This window comes from Roseateles aquae, assembly GCF_032337115.1.
Taxonomy (GTDB): Bacteria; Pseudomonadota; Gammaproteobacteria; order Burkholderiales; family Burkholderiaceae_C; genus Roseateles_C; species Roseateles_C aquae.
The window spans coordinates 1-18,135 of record NZ_JAVXZY010000013.1 but is presented as its reverse complement, the minus strand read 5'-3'; the positions used below and the strand labels follow the sequence as shown (position 1 = coordinate 18,135).

Below are 18,135 nucleotides of genomic sequence, written 5' to 3'. Positions count from 1 at the left end.
CCATGACTGATTTACTGATTCCTCAGCTTACCGGCGCATTGGACGCCGATGCTGCCGTTCTCGCCAGCTATGCCGGGCGTGCAGCCCAGCGTTTCGCCGTATTGCCGGCCAAGCCTGAGCGCGACGAGGGCCAGCAGGCTGAAGCGACGGCGCTGCATGCAGAAGGTCGCGCCCTGCGCCGCGCCTTCCTGCGTCGGCATGCCCGTGCCGTCTATGCGGCAGTCACTGAGGAGCACACGGCTCACGTCTCGCTTGCGGAGCTGTCCGCGGCAGCGGCGGTGCGCTTTGTCGGCCTTGTGCCGACGCAGGCGCAGCTCGAGCGCGAACGCCAGTTCTTGCAGCGTGACAAGGAAGCGCTTGAAATCGACCAGGGTGAGCTCTTGCATGCCTGGTTTGCGCTACCCGACGTCGGGGCCGACCTGATCGAGCGGATGCGGCTTCCGACCGCCAAGGCCGTGGCCCTGCTGCCGGAGCTGCAGCAGCATGACCGTCTTCGCATCGGTCCGGTTGAGCTTGAGCGCCGTGGCGATGGCGGCTACCTGACCTTCCACAACCTCAGCTGCCTCAACGCCGAGGACGATGCGCTGATCGACGCGTTTGAAACCGCTGTGGACCTTGTCCTGCTCGACGAGCGCATCAAGGTCGGCGTGTTGCGCGGCGGTGTCATGGATCATGAGCGCTATCGCGGCAGACGTGTGTTCAGCGCGGGCATCAATCTGCGCCATCTGAGCGCGGGTCAGATTTCCTATCTCGACTTCCTGCTGCGCCGGGAGCTTGGCTATATCAACAAGATGGCGCATGGGCTGTCCGCTGCAGGCGCGGAGGCCGGGGCGGTGGAGAAGCCCTGGATTGCTGCAGTGGACAGTTTCGCGATTGGCGGTGGCGCGCAAATCCTGCTTGTCTGTGATCGTGTGATCGCCGAACAAGGGGCCTACTTCAGCCTGCCGGCAGCCAAGGAAGGCATCGTTCCCGGGCTGGCCAATCTGCGCCTGCCGCGTCTTGTCGGCGCCCGCATGGCAGGCCAGATCATTCTGGATGGTCGCCGGGTGAGTTCGACCGAGACTGATGGCCGGCTGTTGTTCGACGAGGTTGTACATCCGGCCGAGATGGATGCAGCGATCGAACAGGCGGTCGAGCGCTTCTCCGCTGCTGCCGTGATTGCAAATCGACGTATGTTGCGGCTCCTGCAGGAGCCGGCCGAAGCACTACGCAGCTATTTTGCGCAGTTTGCGCTTGAGCAGGCGCAGCGCATCTATAGCGCTGATGTGCTGGCCAAGGTTGCGCGGGTGTGATGATGCAACTGCAGCGCGAACAACTGCTGCCGGCGCTGGCCGATCCAGCGCTGTCGGCGATCAACTTTCTCAACGAGGTGATCGACCGCTATCCGCGTGCGATCTCGTTTGCACCGGGCGCTCCGTCCGAGGATCTGCTTGACGGCATTGAGCTGCCAGCCTTGATAGAGCGCTATTGCAGCTATCTGCGCGAGGACAAGGGGCTGAGCGAGGCTCAGGTGCGCCGCCATCTCTATCAGTACGGGCCGGCACGCGGGCACATCAACGGTCTGATCGCCCGGGCCATGCTGGTCGACGAATGCATCTCGGTGGATCCGCGCGCAATTGTGGTCACGGTCGGCGCGCAAGAGGCGATGCTGCTTGCGTTGCGCGTGCTATGTCCTGCGCCTGAAGACTGTGTAGCGGTGGTCAACCCGTCCTTTGTCGGGATAGTCGGAGCCGCCAAGGTCCTCGGCGTTGCGACGATTGCCATTGCCGATACGAGCGATGGCGTGAATCTCGCGGCTCTTGAGGCGGCTTGCCGCCAAGCCCGTGATCGCGGACAGCGAATCCGTGCCCTCTACGTCGCGCCTGATCACGCGAACCCGTCGGGGAGCCTGATGCAGCGCGTGCAGCGTGAGCAATTGCTGGCACTGGCAGAGCGGCACGACTTCATCGTCATTGAGGACAACGCCTACGGCTTCACAGCGGAGTGGGAGACGCGACTGCCCACCCTGAAAGCGCTCGATCAGGCGGGCCGCGTTCTCTATATCGGCACCTGCGCCAAGATCTGCGTGCCAGGCGTACGCATCGGCTTTGCGATTGCCGATCAGGAGGTGATCGACGCCCAGGGCCGCAAGGGACTGCTCGCCGATGAGCTGACGCTCGTCAAGAGCATGGTCACGGTCAACACCTCGCCGATTTGCCAAGCCATCGTCGGCGGCATGCTGCTTCAGCATGGGGGGTCGCTGGCGGCCATCGCGCGCCCAAAGGCCGAGCTTTACCGGCGCCAGCTCGGCCACCTGTTGGTGGCGCTTGAGCGGCATCTCCCGAGGCCTGTGCAGGCAGAGCTGGGCATCAGCTGGAACCGTCCGAGTGGTGGCTTCTTCGTGCGCATGCAACTGCCGGTGATCGCTGACGAGCGCCTGCTTGAGCTGTCGGCGCGTGAGTACGGCGTCTTGTGGACGCCGATGCGCTCGTTCTATCTCGACGGTCAGGGCAGTTGCGAGCTGCGGCTTTCCTGCAGCTATCTGCGCCCCGCGGTGATCGACGAAGGCGTCGAACGGCTGGCGCGATTCCTTCGTGCCGTGCTTGCCGGGCCTGTGCAGCCGCTGGAGCCACGCACGTCTGCTTCTGTGGAGGCCGCATGAGCGAACTTGGCGATCTTAGCTGCGTGCGCTACACCAAGCTTGGCCATATTGCACACATCGAGTTGAACCGCCCGTCCTCGCTGAATGCGATGAACCTTCGCATGCACGAGGAGCTTGCCGGCATCTGGGACGATTTCGAGAGTGATCCGGCGATCTGGCTCGGTGTGCTCAGTGGCGCCGGAGATCGAGCCTTCTCGGTCGGACAGGATCTGAAGGAACTCGATCAATTGAACCGGCAGGGACAGGCTGCGTCGTCTTTCGGTAGCCGCGGCCGTGCGGGCTGGCCACGGTTGACGGAGCGCTTCGAGCTTTCCAAGCCCCTGGTCGCCAAGGTGCGCGGCTATGCGCTCGGCGGCGGATTCGAGCTCGCACTGGCCTGTGACATCGTCATTGCCGCCGAGGATGCCGAGTTCGGTTTGCCTGAGGCCCGGCTTGGGCTGATTCCAGGCGCTGGAGGTGTGTTTCGGCTGGCGCGGCAGATTCCTGTCAAGGCCGCCATGGGCTATTTGCTCAGCGGTCGGCGCTTGAGTGCAGCGCGTGCCTACGAGCTGGGGCTTGTCAACGAGGTCGTTCCGGCTGCCGAGCTGGACGCCTGTGTCGGCCGATGGCTGGATGAATTGCTGCAATGCGCGCCCTTGTCTCAGCGGGCCATCAAGCAGGTCGTGGCGCAGTCAGCCACGCTGCCGCTGGCGGAGGCATTCGAGCGCTCCTACAGCTGGGAAAGCGCACGGCGCCTGAGTGAAGACTGCGCCGAAGGGCCGCGTGCGTTCGCGGAAAAACGTCAACCGATCTGGAAAGCTCAGTAGCACCATCATGGAACACTCACGCACCACTGTTGCGCCGGCTCGCAGCGCCCATCTGCTGATTGCCAGCGGCGCCCTGCTGTTCATCCTCCTGTTGGTGCTGGCGAGCCTGAAGCACCTGCGCCCGCCGGCACTGCCGTCGAGCGAGCCGCCGCTGACGCAGTTCTCGACCGCTCGCGCGCTCGACGACCTGCGGCAGATCGCCAAGGCTCCGCACCCTACAGGCTCGCCGGAAAACGCTGCCGTGCGGGAGTACCTGCTTGGTCGGTTGCGCGCGCTTGGACACTCGCCCGAACTGCAGAGTGGGCAGGTGTTCAACGCCGAACTGGGTGGCCTCGCGACGATCAGCAATATTGTTGTGCGCATCCCTGGCAGCGCCAGGACTGAGGGTGGCAAGGCCTTGTTGCTGGCAGCGCACTACGACTCGGCGCCTTCGAGTCCAGGGGCGGCGGACGATGGCGCGGCCATCGCGGCCATACTCGAAACGCTGCGGCTGCTCAAGGCCGGTGCACCACTGCGCAACGATCTCCTTGTGCTGCTGACCGACGGGGAAGAGGCGGGCTTGTTTGGCTCGCAGCTTTTCGTCGAGCGCCTTGGCAAGCTGCATGACATCGGGGCCGTTCTCAATTTTGAGTTTCGCGGCAACCGTGGTCCGATCTGGCTGTTTGAGACCAGCGGCGGGCGCTCGGGCAATGGTCGTCTGATCGAGGCATGGCAGCGTTCGCTGAGTCACCCTGTCGGGAACTCGCTGCTGGCCGAGGTCTACCGACACCTGCCCAACGACACCGACATGAGCAACTTCAAGCGTGCGGGACTGGCTGGGCTCAACTTCGCTGGCGGTGAGGGACATACGAGCTATCACAGCCAGCTGGATACGGTTGAGCGTATCGATACCGCCAGCATGCAGCACTTGGGCGCCTCCATGGTCGAGCTCGTGCAGCGGCTTGGCAATGAGGATCTGCAATCACTCGAAAGCGGTGATGCCGTCTTCTTCGATATGCCACTGCTTGGCGCCGTCAGCTACCCAGCCGCGCTGGCACTGCCCTTGCAGCTTGTGGTCCTTGCTCTGCTGGCGATTCTGGTCGTGCACAGCCTGCGTCGCGGGCAGCTGCGGTTCGGCAAGACCCTGACTGCCGTGCCGGCTCTGCTGGTGAGTGTCGTTGTGGTCGCGCTGCTGTGTCAGCTGGTCTGGACGATCGTGTGGTTTGCCCATCCGGGCTACCAGCTGATGCAGCAGGGCAGCACCTATAACGGGGACGTCTACCTTGGCGCTTTTGCAGCGTTGGGCCTGGCCTTGTTTGTGGGCGCGCTGAAGCTGCTGCGGCGCTGGTTCGCTGCCGAGGAGCTTCGCGCCGGTGCGCTGCTGGCCTACGCCGCCCTTGGGCTGATCATTGCTGCGGCCTTGCCCGGCGCGAGCTACCTGCTGCTGTGGCCAGTGCTGCCGTTTCTCGTGCTCGGTCTGATCGGTTCGATCCGGGGGCAGCTGCGCACCGACGTCCATCCTGGACCAGTGCGTGCGCTGCTGCTCGGCGTGGCGTCGGTGCCTGCAGTTCTGCTCTTCGTTCCCGTTGTTCAGCTGCTTTTCGAGGCACTGACGCCGCAGGCTCTGTACGCGATGGTGGCGGTGCAATGCTTGGCGCTGTTGCCGGCCTTGAGTCTGCTGGAGCTGCTGACCCGGCGATTCCTGTTGCCGCTGGTGCCGGCGGTGCTTGGCGTCGGTCTGCTCGCGCTTGGCTCGGTCAGCGCTGGCTTCGATGCTGAGCGGCCAAAGCCCGACAACCTGTTCTTTGTGCAGGATGCAGATGCGAACAAGGCCTACTGGATCTCCGAGGACGACGAGCTCGACCCGTTCACGGCTCGCTTTTTTGGCAGCGCACCCAAGCCACAGGCATTGCCGGAGTTGTTTGGCGGTGCTGCGATCCCGCTGTGGGTCAACGCCGCGGCACCGCTGACGCAGCCCGGGCCGCTGGTCAAGGTGCTCGAAGACAAGATTGTCGATGGCGCCCGGCAACTGACGATTCAGGTCTCGTCGCAGCGCCAAGCGCCGCGCCTTCGGGTCGCGGTCGAGGACATCGAGGTGCGTGCGGCCAAGGTCGCAGGGCATGACTACCGTTCAGCAAGCCCGCGGCGCTGGCGGATCGACGTTTTCGGCACGGCCGACGAGCCGGTCGAGCTGTCGCTGTCGGTCTCGCCAGGCCAGCCATTCGCGGTGCGCGTCCGCGACATCAGCTATGGCTTGCCGGCTCATGCCCTGGGTGCGCGGCCAGCGGACTTGATGATCCAGCCGTTCAGGAACAGCGACACAACCCAGCTGATCCGCTTGGCCAAGTTTGCCGGCTAGGGGCGTCGCACATGACATCAACGGGCGCCCATCCTGATTCGAGTGAGGTCCTATGAATTCTCCGGTGGAAACCATCTTCACGCAGCGCCGGCACGAGCCGGGCCTGCAGGCGCAGGCCATGGCCGAGCACAACGCGGCGACCCAGGCGCGGATCCTGGGCGTCGCGACGGCGACGACGGAGCGCTGCTATACCCAGCGCGAACTGCTTGATCGATTCAAGATCACCGACCGGCGCATCCGATCGGTGTTCCTCAATGGCGGAATTGAGAAGCGCTTCCTGACGCTGCCCGAGGCCAGCGACGCTGGCCCGCCGGTGACCGAGAGCCAGGGCGAGCTGCTCGGCAAGCACAAGGCGCAGGCGGTGGCCATGGGCACACGCGCGGTGCTCTCTTGCTGCGAACAGCTTGGCGTGTCAAAGGACGAGATCGCCTACCTCTGCTGTGTGTCGACGACAGGCTTCCTGACACCTGGATTGAGCGCCCATATCAGCAAGGCGCTCGAACTGCCGCGCAGCTGCGGGCGGCTCGACATTGTCGGCATGGGCTGCAATGCCGGGCTCAATGCACTCAATCCGGTCAGTAACTGGGCGCGCGTCAACCCGGGCAAGCTCGCGATGATGTTGTGCGTGGAGGTCTGCTCGGCCGCCTATGTGTTCGATGGATCGATCGAGACGGCGGTCGTCAACAGCCTGTTTGGCGACGGTGCGGCGGCGCTTGCGCTGATGGGCGGGGAGCTCGGAACTGCCGGCCAGGGCGATGCCGGCGGCGGCGCTCCTCAGATCGTCAAGTTCTTCAGCTGTCTCATTCCCGATGCCATCCATGCAATGCGCTATGACTGGGACGAGGAACAGGGCAAGTTCAGCTTCTATCTTGACCGTGACGTGCCTTATGTCGTCGGTGCCCATGCCGAGCACGTGATTGGCAATCTGCTCAAGGACACGGGCTTGCGCCAGAACGACATCGCGCACTGGGTGGTCCATTCGGGCGGCAAGAAGGTCATCGACTCCGTGCGCGTCAATCTCGGTCTGACCAAGGACGACGTACGGCACACGATGTCCGTGCTGGCCGACTACGGCAATTTGTCGAGCGGCTCGTTCCTGTTCTCCTATCAGCGCCTGCTCGCTGAGGGCAAGGTCAAGCGCGGTGACCACGGGGTCTTCATGACGATGGGTCCGGGCTCGACGATCGAATCGGCACTGGTCCGCTGGTGACCGGGTTTTCAAACTTTGGGAGTTTCGACAATGAACAAGGCAATAGAGCGCAACAGCCGGTCGGGGGCGTTCCGGCTTGCCCTCGACCATGAGATGAGCAGCGCCAGGCTGATGGCTGAAATCGGCCGTGCCTGCGATGAGGCCGAAGACAACCCGGGCACGGTGTTGCAGATTCAGTTGCACGGCGTTGCGCCGGGCACGCCAAGCCAATGCGCCTGGGGCGAAGGCGCCGAGGTGCAGCTCGTGAGCCAGTGGGAGCGTACATTGCGCCGGCTGGAACGCCTGCCGGCACCTCTGATCGCTGCGTTCGAAGGCGATTGCGTGGGCCTGCTATTCGATGTGCTTTTGATTGCCGACTACCGCATCGCCGCGCCGAACACGCGCTTCGAATTGCCCAAGGTGCACAGTGCTGTTTGGCCAGGGATGACGCTGTACCGCCTGACGAGCCAGCTCGGCATTGGCGCCGCACGGCGCCTGGTCTTGTTCGGCCAAGTCCTGAGCGCCGAGCAAGCACTTTCCACGGGCTTGCTAGACGAGCTTGACGCCGAGCCACGCAGCCGTGCAGAGGCGTTTTGCCAACAGACCGCGGTACCGGCCTGGCGCGATGTGGCCGTGCGCCGCCGCTTGATGCTTGAAGTTGCCTCTACACCGTATGAGGAGGCGCTTGGCGCCCATCTCGCGGCCAGCGATCGCACGCTGCGTGCCGCCGCCGTGGCCCGTCAGGCCGAACTCTCGCGCTCGCTGGATATCCAACCGGCTTGACGCATCGCCCCATGCCGCGACTTACCCAGCCGCGAGAGGGCTTACATGAAACTGGGGAGAAGGTCTTGAACGCCATTTCCGACATCGTCAATGACCGCAATTTCGTCAAGCTGCGCGGACTCGGTTTGTCGCAGCTGCACCTGAAGATCGAGGCACTCAATCCGTCCGGTTCGATCAAGATGAAAACGGCGCTTGGCCTCATAGGCGACCTTGAGGCGCGGGGCTGCATCGGGCCACAGACCATCTTGATCGAGTCCTCGTCGGGCAGCCTCGGCGTCGCGCTCAGCATCATCTGCGCGGAACGGGGCTACCGCTTCAGCTGCGTTGTCGATCCGAACACATCACCCCAGAACATCAAGATGATGAAGGCGCTCGGCGCCGAAGTCACCGTGGTTGATCAACGCGACGAGAACGGCGGTTTTCTCGCGACCCGGATCGCCCACATCGGTCGGGTTGTCGCGGCCGATCCACGCTATATCTGGCTCAATCAATACGCGAATCCAGAGAATCCACGCGCGCATGCGCGCACGACGGCAGCCTCCATTCTCAAGAGCTTTGAGCAGGTGGACTACCTGTTTGTCGGTGCGGGCACGACGGGTACCTTGATGGGCTGTCTGCAGCGTTTCAGCGAAGACAGCCCGCACACCCGAGTCATCGCTGTCGACAGCATCGGCTCGGTCACTTTCGGCACGCCAGCGGGCAAGCGGTTCATTCCAGGGCTGGGGACCAGTCGCCGTCCCGAGATCTTCAATCCGGCGGGTCTACATGCGCTTGAACTTGTTGCAGAGGCGGATGCGATAGCGATGTGCCGTTATCTGGCGCGCAGCAATGGCATCCTCGCTGGCGGTTCCACCGGCACCGTGCTGGCGGCGGTCTACCGCTGGCGCGATCGAATGCCAGAGGATGCCTGCGTGGTCGCGATTTCCCCCGACCTTGGCGAGCGCTATCTGGACTCGGTCTATGACGACGCTTGGGTACGCGAACGTTTCGGCCTGATTCCCGAGCTGCAGCCAGGTCGGACCGATAGCGCCGCAGGCAGCGATCGCGAAGACGCGCTTGCGGCAGCCGTCGCCCTGGCGGCTTGAGCCCCCTGCACACCGATAGGAACAAGACCCACCATGTTTGAGTTTCATGTCCTTACGGGGAGCCGGCTGAAGCAATTGCTGGAGCTGCATCCTGCCCGCTGCATCGAGAGTGTGGCCGACGCCTATCTTGCCCATCACCACGGCAAGACCGTCAACCCCGATAGCTACTTCCTGCGCTTTCCATCAGAGCCGCAGAACCGCATCATCGCGCTGCCGGCAAGCATTGCGGGAGAGCAGGCGGTCTCTGGAATCAAATGGATCGCGAGCTACCCTGGCAATGTTGAACGAGGCATTCCACGCGCTTCTGCGGTGCTCGTCCTCAATGACCCGGCGACCGGCTACCCCTATGCATTGCTGGAAGGCGCGCTGATCAGTGCCGCGCGCACCGCGGCGTCAGCCGTGCTGGCCGCACGCTGGATCAACGCGGGCCGCCGCGAGGCGATGTCGGTTTCCTTTATTGGCGCCGGCGTGATCGCCCGCAGCATCTACGACATGTTCAGGGCCGACCATTGGACCTTCGAGCAGCTGATTGTTCACGACCATGATGCGGCCTCCAGCGAAGCGTTTGCTGCCTATGCACGCAAGCAGTCAAACAGCGGCGTGCGGGTTGATTCGCTCGACGCGGCGCTCGCTGCGGACGTGGTGGTTTTTGCCACCAATGCCGGCACGCCCTATGTCGGCGCCGACCGGCCGTTCGCGCCGGGCCAGATCGTGCTGAACGTGTCGCTGCGCGATCTCGCACCCGAGTTGATCCTGGCAGCGGCCAATCTGTTCGACGACGTTGAGCATTGCATGAAGGCGAACACGTCGCCGCACCTGGCCGAACAGCTGAGCGGCCATCGGGCGTTTGTCACCGGCACGCTGGCGCAGCTGATGCTCGGTGAGATCGAGCTGGATCGCGGCAAGCCGGTGATCTTTTCACCCTTTGGCATGGGCATGCTCGACCTTGCGCTGGGCAAGCAGCTCTTCGAAGCCGCTCTGGCGCAGGGCCAGGCGATAGCAATTCCAGAGTTCTTCGGCGAAACCAGTCGCTGGTGATCGCCTCGGCCACTGCATCTTCAGAGAGAAGCATCTTGTTCCCCGATTCGAATGTCCATCCCGTCGCTGCTGGCGACGAGTTCGTCTACCTGAAATCAGACGTCAAGATCGAGCCGCTTGTTTGCGGCTGGTACGCCTGGTCGCATCTGGTGTCGCCAGCTGCGTTGGCCCTGCATCTGCGTTTTCGCATGTTGCCCCTGCTGCGCAATTTTGTTGATAACCCGTCCATCCACGTCTCGGCCAACCTTGACCCGAATATGTACGGCGGGCCATTCGTCAGCCTTGCCGAGGCCGATATCGCGGCCGTGCGCCAGCTGATTGAAGATACCGAAACCACTTGCGCAGAGCTGTTGGCCTTCGCCGACGAATACCGTGCCTTCGATGCTCGGCTGCAGCAGGAAGCCCAAGGGGGCACGCTCAACGACTACTACACCGAGTTGCCACAGGCTCTGCGCGGCTGCCTTGAACTCGTTTACGACCTCCATCATCGCCCGGCGCTGCGCCTGTTCGAAGCGCTGCTCTACGCACAGGGTTTGGCCGTGTCGACGCAGCAAGTCCTTCTGCAGTCGCTGCGCGAGGACGAGCGCCATTTCTTCATGAGCACGCCACGGCTGCCGGCGCCAGGCAGCGTCACCCTGCCGTTGCGCTTCTCCGACGCTCGGCTCGATCTGCTGGCGCGCGCGCGCAGCAAGCCGGCCTCCTTCAATGCGATTGCCGAGCAGCTTGAACTTGCCGGTGAGCAACGCACGGCATTGCGCGCAATGTTCGATACGACGCCGCCACGCCGGCGTGGTCCGATTGACCATAGCGGCGACGGCGTGAGGGTGCGCTACTTCGGTCATGCCTGTGTGCTGTTTCAAACGGCCGAGGTGTCGGTGCTGTTTGATCCATTTGTGAGCATCGAAGAAGCCGACGATGAACGCTTCACGATCAACGATTTGCCTGAGCGCATCGACTATGTCGTGCTCTCGCATTCACACCAGGATCACTTCAGCCCCGAGATGCTGATCCAGCTGCGCCATCGCATCGGCCAGGTCATCGTGCCTGCCAACAACAGTGGCCATGTCGCAGATCCGTCGATGAAGCTCGCGCTAGGCGAAATGGGCTTTGGCAACGTTGTCGTGCTCGACTGCCTGGACACGGTCCAGATCCCTGGCGGCCGCATCTGCAGTCTGCCGTTCACCGGTGAGCATGCGGATCTCAGCATTTACAGCAAGCATGCGGTCGCACTGAATCTGGGTGGACGCAATTTTGTGTTCCTGGTTGACTCGGATGGTCGAGATCTCGTCATGTACGAGCATATGAGACGCGCCATCGGCGGCCGCATCGACGCTTTGTTCATCGGTATGGAATGCCATGGCGCCCCGCTGAACTGGCTGTACGAGCCACTTCTGGGCAAGCCGCTGAATCGCCGCAATAACGAGGCGCGGCGGCTGTCAGGCGCCGACTGTGATCGAGCCTGGGGCATCGTCGGGAAACTCGAACCTGCTCGCGTGTTTGTATATGCGATGGGGCAGGAGCCATGGATGCGCTACATCATGGGCTTGCAGTACAGCCCCGACAGCATTCAGCTGACCGAATCGCAGCGCTTCATCGACCGCTGCCGCAGCCACGGCATGGAGGCCGAGCGGCTCTACCTGAGTGGCGAGTGGCCGTTCTAGTCATGTCCTTGTTCGCGTTTCTTGCGCACTTTTGCGATAGGTCTATCAGGGGAGGTCATTGATGAGCGCGCCGCATTCTTATGAAGTCTCGCTACGCGACACGGGGTTTTTCCTGTTGTCCGAAGAAGTGATCGAGGCCGACGTGGAGGCGCTGGCTGTGCGGATTGCTGCGGCCGGGCGCTGGACGATGCCCATCTCCGTCGAGGCGCGCACAGGCATCATCATGGACGGCAACCATCGCTGGCATGCGGCGCGCCGACTCGGCCTGCGGCAAATCCCCTGCTACCTGCTTGAGTACACCGACCCGCGTGTCCGCGTGTACGAGTGGGAGCACGATGAGCCGTTCAATCTGGCTGATATTTTCTCGATTGCGAACACCCGCCAGGTGTTTCCGTACAAGACGACTCGGCACATCTTCACGCCACCGCTGCCGCCCTGTGATATTGGGCTGGCTGCGCTAGGCCAGCGCGCGGCGCAGGCTGCCTGAGCCGCGTGGCTCTGGTTGACCCGATACCGCGCCCATGTTCACCACGCCCTGATCGCACCGCTCGGCGGCATTGCGAAATGTCGCCATCGGATGACGCTCCAACTCTGACCAGCGAGTTCCTTGTGAATCTGCTTCCCGATCTCCTCGTGCAACGTGCGTGCCAGACGCCGCAGGCGCTCGCCTATGGTTTCTTGCAAGGCGATGGTGAGGGCGTTGACGCGCTCAGCTGTGGCGCCTTGTTTGAGCAGGCTGCTGCGCTCGCGGCTTTGCTGCAGCGGCGTTTCGACCCGCAATCGCGCTTATTGCTCGTCTGTCAGGCACAGAAGCAGTTCGTGCTCGCCTTCTATGCCTGCATGCTGGCAGGCATGATCGCTGTGCCGACGGCGTTGCCCCGTCGGCAGGCGCTGGCGGAGAGGCTTCGCGTCCTGATCGCCGACGCCGACGCGCAGGCCGCCCTGACGGATGCCGACGCCTTGCTGCAGTTCGCCCAAACGAGCGATGGCGCAGGCCTGCTGTGCTTGGACTTGCGCGGGCTGTCCAGCGAAATGGCCGGCAGTACCGGCGCCACACCGCTGGCCGCTTCGGCGGCGCAATGGCAGCGGCCCGACTACGAGGCCGCGCCGGTTGCCTTTCTTCAGTACACCTCAGGGTCCACTGGCAAGCCAAAGGGCGTTGTCGTCAGTCATGAGAACCTGCGCCACAACAGCGCATTGATCCAGGCTGCGATGGGAATTGGCAGCAGCTCGGCGGTCTTGACTGCGCTGCCGATGTTCCACGACATGGGGCTTGTTGGTGGCCTGCTGCAGCCGATGTACAGCAGCTGCCCGGGCTACTGGATGACGCCAGCCGAGTTTGTGCAGTTTCCGCAGCGTTGGCTGGAGCGGATCGCGCGGCTGGGCATCACGACCAGCGGCGGCCCGAACTTCATGTACGACCTGGTCGCCCGGCAGGTTGATCCGGCGGCGCTCGCAGCAATACCCGGATTTGATCTGGGCCGCTGGCAGGTTGCGTTTTGTGGTGCAGAGCCAATACGGGCTGCAACGGTCGAACGCTTCTGCGAACGCTTCGCACCACTGGGGTTCGATGCCGGCGCGTTCTACCCCTGCTACGGCATGGCCGAGTCAACGCTGTTCATCACCGGCAAACGCCTTGGAACGCCATGGCGGCAGCGGCGTTCACAGGGAAGCTCGGTCGTTTCATGTGGTGTACCGAGCGGCGACACCGAGATCCGCATCGTCGATCCAGCGACATCCCAGCCACTCCCCGCGCCGGGCGTTGGCGAGATCTGGGTGCGCAGTGGCAGTGTCGCCGGGGGCTATTGGCGGCAAGCCGAGCTCAGCGCGCAGGGCTTTGGGGCCAGCCTGGCCGACGGGTCGTCAGAGCACTGGCTGCGTACCGGCGATCTCGGCTATTTCTGGGAAGGTGAGCTGTTCGTGACCGGCAGACTCAAGGACCTGATCATCGTCAACGGCAAGAAGCATGCGCCCCAGGATATCGAGGAGGCCGCGCTTGATGCTCATGACGCCCTGCGCGAGGCCGGTGCGGCAGCCTTTGTTGCGGACGGCCAGACCGGTGAGGCCACTGCCGGCCTGGTGCTCGTGTGCGAGCTCAAACGCGAGTGGCTGCGTCGGTCGGAGCAATGGCCGGCCGTCGCCGGCGCTGTGCGTGCGGCTGTGCGACAGGCTTACGCATTGACGGTGGACGACATTGTCTTTCTCAAACCCGGTGCGCTGCCACGTACCTCCAGCGGCAAGGTGATGCGCGCGCAGTGCCGCACCAGCTACTTGGCTCGGACGCTTGAGCGCGCCGAAGCCGCTGTCCTCCAGCCCTGAACGAGCCCCCATATGACCACCCTCGAGCTTTCGCTGTGCCGGGCGCTTGCGCGCCTGCTGGAGGTCGATCCGGCCTCGCTGTCTTTGACCGCCGACCTGTCTGAGCAAGGGGTCGACTCGATTGTTGCCCTGCAACTCGCCCGTGAGATCGAAGCCTTGGTCGGCCGCGAGGTGGATCTCGAGTGGCTTTATGACCATCCGTCGATCGCCGGTCTCGCCGCCTTTCTTGCTGCACTCCCCGAGATGCAGGCCGCTCCGGCGACGCCCTGAGCGCTTCACATTCCGCATTGAGTCATGGACCTTCACGCCGTATCGCCATCGTGGTTTCCTCTGTCCGAGGCTCAGCGCAGCCGCTGGTTCCTCTATCAATTCGACAGCGAAGGCCGGGGCGCACACAACAACGCTTTTGCAGTGCGTGTGCGTGGCGGTCTTGAAGCGTCGACATTGCAGCGGGCGCTTGAGCAGCTGACGGTACGTCATCCGATGCTGGGCGCGCGCCTGCGCCAGTCTGGGGGGCGAGCGGAACAGTCGACCGATGCAGGCGCGCCGCTGAAAGTCGAGCTGCGTGGCGGTCTGGATGCGGCCGCGCTGCTGCAGGCCGTTCGCGCTGACAGCGTCCGTGTTTTCGATCTTGAGCAAGAGCCGCCGTTTCGTGCGGTGCTCTACCCGGAAGCCAGCGGTGACACGGTTCTGCTGCTTGTTTTTGACCATCTCTTCTGCGACGGCTGGTCGTTCTGGCTGGTGCTTGAAGAGTTGGGACAGGCGTTGCAGGGTGACTTGCCGGCGCCACAGCTGACGGCGCCTGCCTACCGCGACTATGTGGAGTCCGAGCGCGCCTGGCTGGCGGGCACGGAGGCGCAGCGCGCCTGGAAGCACTGGCTGGCTGCATTGGGCGGCGATCTGCCGCTGCTGCGACTGCCTTGTGACCATGTTCGCGGCCCGGGCGTTGGCAGCGAACTCGGTCAGATCAGCATCGAACTGCCAGCGGCGCTGCTTGAGGGCCTGCGTGGGCTGGCCCGCCGGCATGCCGGCACGCTCTACACGACCCTGCTGGCCGCTTACATGATGCTGTTGCATCGTTTGAGCGGCCAGAATGACATCATCGTCGGCACGCCCATGCCGGGACGGGTCGATCCGCGTTGGAACCCTGTTGTCGGCGATTTCGTCAACGCTATCGCCATTCGCCATGGCTTTGCCGAGGATGAGGCGGTCGCCGACACCTTGCGCGCTGTGCGCGGTGCTGCCATGCAGGGGCTGCGTCACCAAGAACTGCCGTTCGGTTTGCTGGTCGAACGGCTGAATCCGCCGCGCGAACCCGGAGTTCATCCGGTGTTCCAGACCCTGTTCAACTTTCAGAAGGCGCGTGCGGCGACGGCGCTGCTGGCCTTGTGGCGGGAGGGCAGTGCGCAACGTCCTGGCGGCCAGCTTGCTTCTTGGGCAGGTCATGAGCTGCAGGCCTACCCGGTCTACCAGAGCGGTGGCACGGCGCTCGATCTGTCGCTCGAAGTGATCGAGCTTGACGCCGGCCTGCGCTGCGATTTCCGTTTCGACGTCAGCCTGTTCGAGCAATCGACGGTCGAGCGCATCGGCGGGCACTATGTGAATTTGCTCGAGGCGATGGTGGCGGAGGTCGAGCGAACCGTCGCCCGCTTGCCCCTCATCGATGCGCAGCAACGCCTAGAACTGACGCTGGGTGCCAAGTCAAACAGCATGCCCGGCACGGCACTCGCTGCTGAAACGCCGGACACCTTGGTGCACGAACCGTTTGAACGCGTTGTGCGGCGTGCGCCGTTGGCGACGGCATTGCGCGACGCGGGCGTCAGCCTCAGCTACGGCGAACTCGATGCGGCCAGCAACCGGCTTGCCGCCTGGCTGCGCACGGCTGGCGTCGTGGCAGACGAGCGGGTCGCCATCTGCGCGCGTCGCGGTCTTGCTCAGCTCACCGCCGTCTTGGCGGTCCTGAAGGCTGGCGGGGCCTATGTGCCGCTTGATCCGCAATACCCGGTGGACCGGCTCAGCCATGTCTTGCACGACTGCGCGGCGCGGCTTGTGCTTGTTGATGCCGCCGGCGAGCAGGCGCTTGGCGGAGGCGGGCGTGCCGAGGCCCTGAGCATTCGGGCCGTCCACCTTGAGCATGACGCGCATCTCTGGGCGGGCGCCTCCGAGACCCGCTTGGCTCGCGCTGCTGGACCTCAGCATCTTGCCTATGTGATCTACACCTCAGGCTCGACGGGCCTGCCCAAGGGTGTGGCGGTGACGCATGCGAATGTCGCCAATCTGGTCGCGGCGCAGTCGGCGCTGCTGCGCCTTGATGAAGGCGACCGCGTGCTGCAGTTCGCCTCGTTTGGATTCGATTCCTCAGTCGCTGAGATCTATCCCGCGCTTGGAAGCGGTGCAACGCTCGTTCTGCGCCCTGATCAACTGCTCGCCCCCGATGCCGACTTTGCCGCCTTCATGCGCGCCGAGCGGATCACGGTGTGCGATTTGGCGACTGCGTTTTGGCACCAGTGGAGCCACGAGCTTGCGGCCGGTCGCTGCGCGCCCAACGACGAGTTGCGCCTGGTCGCGGTTGGCGGCGAGGCGGCCAAGGCGCACCACCTGCGCCAGTGGCTTTCCCATCCGCGCGCTCGCCTCTGCCGATGGATCAATGCGTATGGACCGACCGAGAACACCGTCAACTCCACCGTCTTTGAACTGGCGCCGGGCGCGAGCTTCGATGCTCCCGAGGTACCGATCGGCCGTCCCATTGCCGGCACACGTGCCTACATCCTCGACGCCCATCTTGAGCCCGTGCCACTCGGTGTGACCGGCGAGCTGTACCTGGCCGGGGCGCAGGTCGCGCGTGGCTATTTGAATCGCGCGGACCTGAGCGCCGAGCGATTCCTGCGTGACCCGTTCGTTGGCGATGCCGATGCACGGATGTATCGCACCGGCGATCTCGGTCGCAGGCTGGCCGATGGGACGATTGAGTACCTCGGCCGCAACGACTTCCAGGTCAAGATCCGCGGCTTCCGGATCGAGCTGGGCGAAATCGAAGCGAAGCTGGCCGCCTGCGAGGGCGTTCGCGAGGCGGTCGTACTGGCGTTGCCCGACCCGCGCGGCGAACCTCGGCTTGTTGCCTATCTGATTGCCACCGGGATCGACGTGCTGGCCTTGCGCGCTCGGCTTGCACGCGAACTGCCCGAGTACATGCTGCCGAGCGCCTTTGTCCGACTTGAGGCCTGGCCGCTCAATGCCAGCGGCAAGGTCGATCGCAAAGCATTGCCGAAGCCCGCTGGCGACGCCCTGCCATCGAGAGCCTATGAGCAGCCCCAAGGCGAGCTCGAGACGGTGTTGGCTGCCGCTTGGTGCGCACTGCTGGGCCTTGAGCGCGTCGGACGCCTCGACCATTTCTTCGAGCTGGGCGGGCATTCGCTGTTGGCGACGCAGTTGGCGGCGCGCGTGCGGGATCAGCTGGGCGTCGAATTGCCGCTGCGCCTGCTGTTTGCGGCGCCGGTGCTGCGCGACCTGGCAGCGCAGCTGGAAGGCATGGAGCGTCAGCGCTCAGCGGGCCAAGCGCATTTGGCGACGCCGATGCTGCGTGCCGACCGCAGCCAGCCGCTGCCGCTGGCGTGGTCGCAGCAGCGTCTGTGGTTCCTTGACCACCTGGACGCCGCTGCTGGCGCTGCCTACCGGATGCCGGCGGCACTGCGGCTGCGCGGTCAGCTCAATCGGGCGGCGTTGAAGGCGACGCTGGATCGCCTTGTGGCGCGACATGAAATCCTGCGCACGCGCTTCGTGGCGGTGCAGGGGCAACCATCCCAAGTGGTTGATTCAGCCGCTGGCGGCTTCGCGCTTGAAGAGCTCGATGCAAGGGGCGACACACTCGCTGCACTGCAGCGCGAGTTCTTCGAGGCCCGCTTTGACCTCGCCGCCGGGCCGCTGATTCGCGGCAGATTGCTGAAGCTGTCGGACGATCACCATCTGCTGTTGATCGACCAGCATCACATCGTTTCCGATGGGTGGTCAATAGCCATCCTGGTGCGCGAGGTCGCAACGCTGTACGCGGCCTTCTGCGCTGACCGTGCCGACCCCTTGCCCCCGCTGAGCCTGCAGTTTGCCGACTATGCCGCCTGGCAGCGCAGCGCCATTGCCAGTGCTTCGTTCGAGCGCCAGCTCGACTACTGGCGCGAGCGCCTCGCTGGCGCACCGGAACTGCTGGCGCTGCCGACAGACCGGCCGAGGCCGGCGCAGCAGAGCTATGCCGGTGCGGCGCTGGCGTTCGAGTTCGACGCT

14 protein-coding genes are annotated in these 18,135 nt (G+C 64.2%); 13 read left to right on the top strand and 1 reads right to left on the bottom strand.

From position 1 onward, the window contains the following. Window positions 1–11: 11 nt before the first annotated feature. Complete coding sequence (locus RQP53_RS22710) at window positions 12–386, bottom strand: hypothetical protein (RefSeq protein WP_315653002.1); 375 nt, start codon at window positions 384–386, stop codon at window positions 12–14. Between RQP53_RS22710 and RQP53_RS22705 the strand changes: the two genes are divergently transcribed. The 13 genes from RQP53_RS22705 to RQP53_RS22645 all read left to right on the top strand — a co-directional run. After that, the gene (locus RQP53_RS22705; RefSeq protein WP_315653001.1) at window positions 381–1,292 is read left to right on the top strand and encodes an enoyl-CoA hydratase/isomerase family protein; all 912 of its coding nucleotides are present in this window, start codon (window positions 381–383) and stop codon (window positions 1,290–1,292) included. The two genes, RQP53_RS22710 and RQP53_RS22705, sit on opposite strands and share 6 nt — an antisense overlap. Next, window positions 1,292–2,641 (top strand): aminotransferase-like domain-containing protein, encoded by a 1,350-nt coding sequence (locus tag RQP53_RS22700; RefSeq protein WP_315653000.1) that lies wholly within the window; start codon window positions 1,292–1,294, stop codon window positions 2,639–2,641. Before RQP53_RS22705 ends, RQP53_RS22700 begins: the two co-directional genes overlap by 1 nt. Then, on the top strand, window positions 2,638–3,447 hold the full coding sequence (gene dpgD / locus RQP53_RS22695; protein ID WP_315652998.1) for an enoyl-CoA-hydratase DpgD: 810 nt from the start codon (window positions 2,638–2,640) through the stop codon (window positions 3,445–3,447). The genes RQP53_RS22700 and dpgD overlap by 4 nt, the downstream gene beginning before the upstream one ends. 7 nt (window positions 3,448–3,454) lie before the next feature. Beyond that, complete coding sequence (locus RQP53_RS22690) at window positions 3,455–5,785, top strand: M28 family peptidase (protein WP_315652997.1); 2,331 nt, start codon at window positions 3,455–3,457, stop codon at window positions 5,783–5,785. 52 nt (window positions 5,786–5,837) lie between these two features. Then, window positions 5,838–6,995 (top strand): 3,5-dihydroxyphenylacetyl-CoA synthase DpgA, encoded by a 1,158-nt coding sequence (gene dpgA / locus RQP53_RS22685; protein WP_315652995.1) that lies wholly within the window; start codon window positions 5,838–5,840, stop codon window positions 6,993–6,995. A gap of 93 nt (window positions 6,996–7,088) precedes the next feature. Further along, on the top strand, window positions 7,089–7,757 hold the full coding sequence (dpgB, locus tag RQP53_RS22680) for an enoyl-CoA-hydratase DpgB (RefSeq protein ID WP_315652994.1): 669 nt from the start codon (window positions 7,089–7,091) through the stop codon (window positions 7,755–7,757). A gap of 65 nt (window positions 7,758–7,822) precedes the next feature. After that, a complete protein-coding gene (gene sbnA / locus RQP53_RS22675; RefSeq protein WP_315652993.1) occupies window positions 7,823–8,842 on the top strand; it encodes a 2,3-diaminopropionate biosynthesis protein SbnA in 1,020 nt (339 codons plus the stop codon). 33 nt (window positions 8,843–8,875) lie between these two features. Continuing rightward, the gene (gene sbnB / locus RQP53_RS22670) at window positions 8,876–9,880 is read left to right on the top strand and encodes a 2,3-diaminopropionate biosynthesis protein SbnB (RefSeq protein WP_315652992.1); all 1,005 of its coding nucleotides are present in this window, start codon (window positions 8,876–8,878) and stop codon (window positions 9,878–9,880) included. A 35-nt stretch (window positions 9,881–9,915) separates the two neighbouring features. After that, window positions 9,916–11,541, top strand: a complete 1,626-nt coding sequence (locus tag RQP53_RS22665; protein ID WP_315652990.1) for an MBL fold metallo-hydrolase — start codon at window positions 9,916–9,918, stop codon at window positions 11,539–11,541. A 61-nt stretch (window positions 11,542–11,602) separates the two neighbouring features. Continuing rightward, window positions 11,603–12,028, top strand: coding sequence for a ParB N-terminal domain-containing protein (locus tag RQP53_RS22660; RefSeq protein WP_315652989.1), 426 nt, complete (start codon window positions 11,603–11,605; stop codon window positions 12,026–12,028). 122 nt (window positions 12,029–12,150) lie between these two features. Next, a complete protein-coding gene (locus tag RQP53_RS22655; protein ID WP_315652988.1) occupies window positions 12,151–13,860 on the top strand; it encodes a fatty acyl-AMP ligase in 1,710 nt (569 codons plus the stop codon). Between the two features lie 12 nt (window positions 13,861–13,872). Further along, window positions 13,873–14,130, top strand: coding sequence for an acyl carrier protein (locus tag RQP53_RS22650; RefSeq protein WP_315652987.1), 258 nt, complete (start codon window positions 13,873–13,875; stop codon window positions 14,128–14,130). A gap of 24 nt (window positions 14,131–14,154) precedes the next feature. After that, the coding region (locus RQP53_RS22645) for an amino acid adenylation domain-containing protein (protein ID WP_315652985.1) at window positions 14,155–18,135 on the top strand (3,981 nt) is incomplete at its 3' end.

Excerpts from the sequence above, each read along its gene's own strand:
- RQP53_RS22690 (WP_315652997.1), top strand. The coding sequence starts at position 3,455 with ATGGAACACTCACGCACCACTGTTGCGCCGGCTCGCAGCGCCCATCTG.
- RQP53_RS22710 (WP_315653002.1), bottom strand. The coding sequence starts at position 386 with ATGCAAGAGCTCACCCTGGTCGATTTCAAGCGCTTCCTTGTCACGCTG.
- dpgA (WP_315652995.1), top strand. The coding sequence starts at position 5,838 with ATGAATTCTCCGGTGGAAACCATCTTCACGCAGCGCCGGCACGAGCCG.
- dpgD (WP_315652998.1), top strand. The coding sequence starts at position 2,638 with ATGAGCGAACTTGGCGATCTTAGCTGCGTGCGCTACACCAAGCTTGGC.
- RQP53_RS22700 (WP_315653000.1), top strand. The coding sequence starts at position 1,292 with ATGATGCAACTGCAGCGCGAACAACTGCTGCCGGCGCTGGCCGATCCA.
- sbnB (WP_315652992.1), top strand. The coding sequence starts at position 8,876 with ATGTTTGAGTTTCATGTCCTTACGGGGAGCCGGCTGAAGCAATTGCTG.
- dpgB (WP_315652994.1), top strand. The coding sequence starts at position 7,089 with ATGAGCAGCGCCAGGCTGATGGCTGAAATCGGCCGTGCCTGCGATGAG.
- RQP53_RS22650 (WP_315652987.1), top strand. The coding sequence starts at position 13,873 with ATGACCACCCTCGAGCTTTCGCTGTGCCGGGCGCTTGCGCGCCTGCTG.
- RQP53_RS22660 (WP_315652989.1), top strand. The coding sequence starts at position 11,603 with ATGAGCGCGCCGCATTCTTATGAAGTCTCGCTACGCGACACGGGGTTT.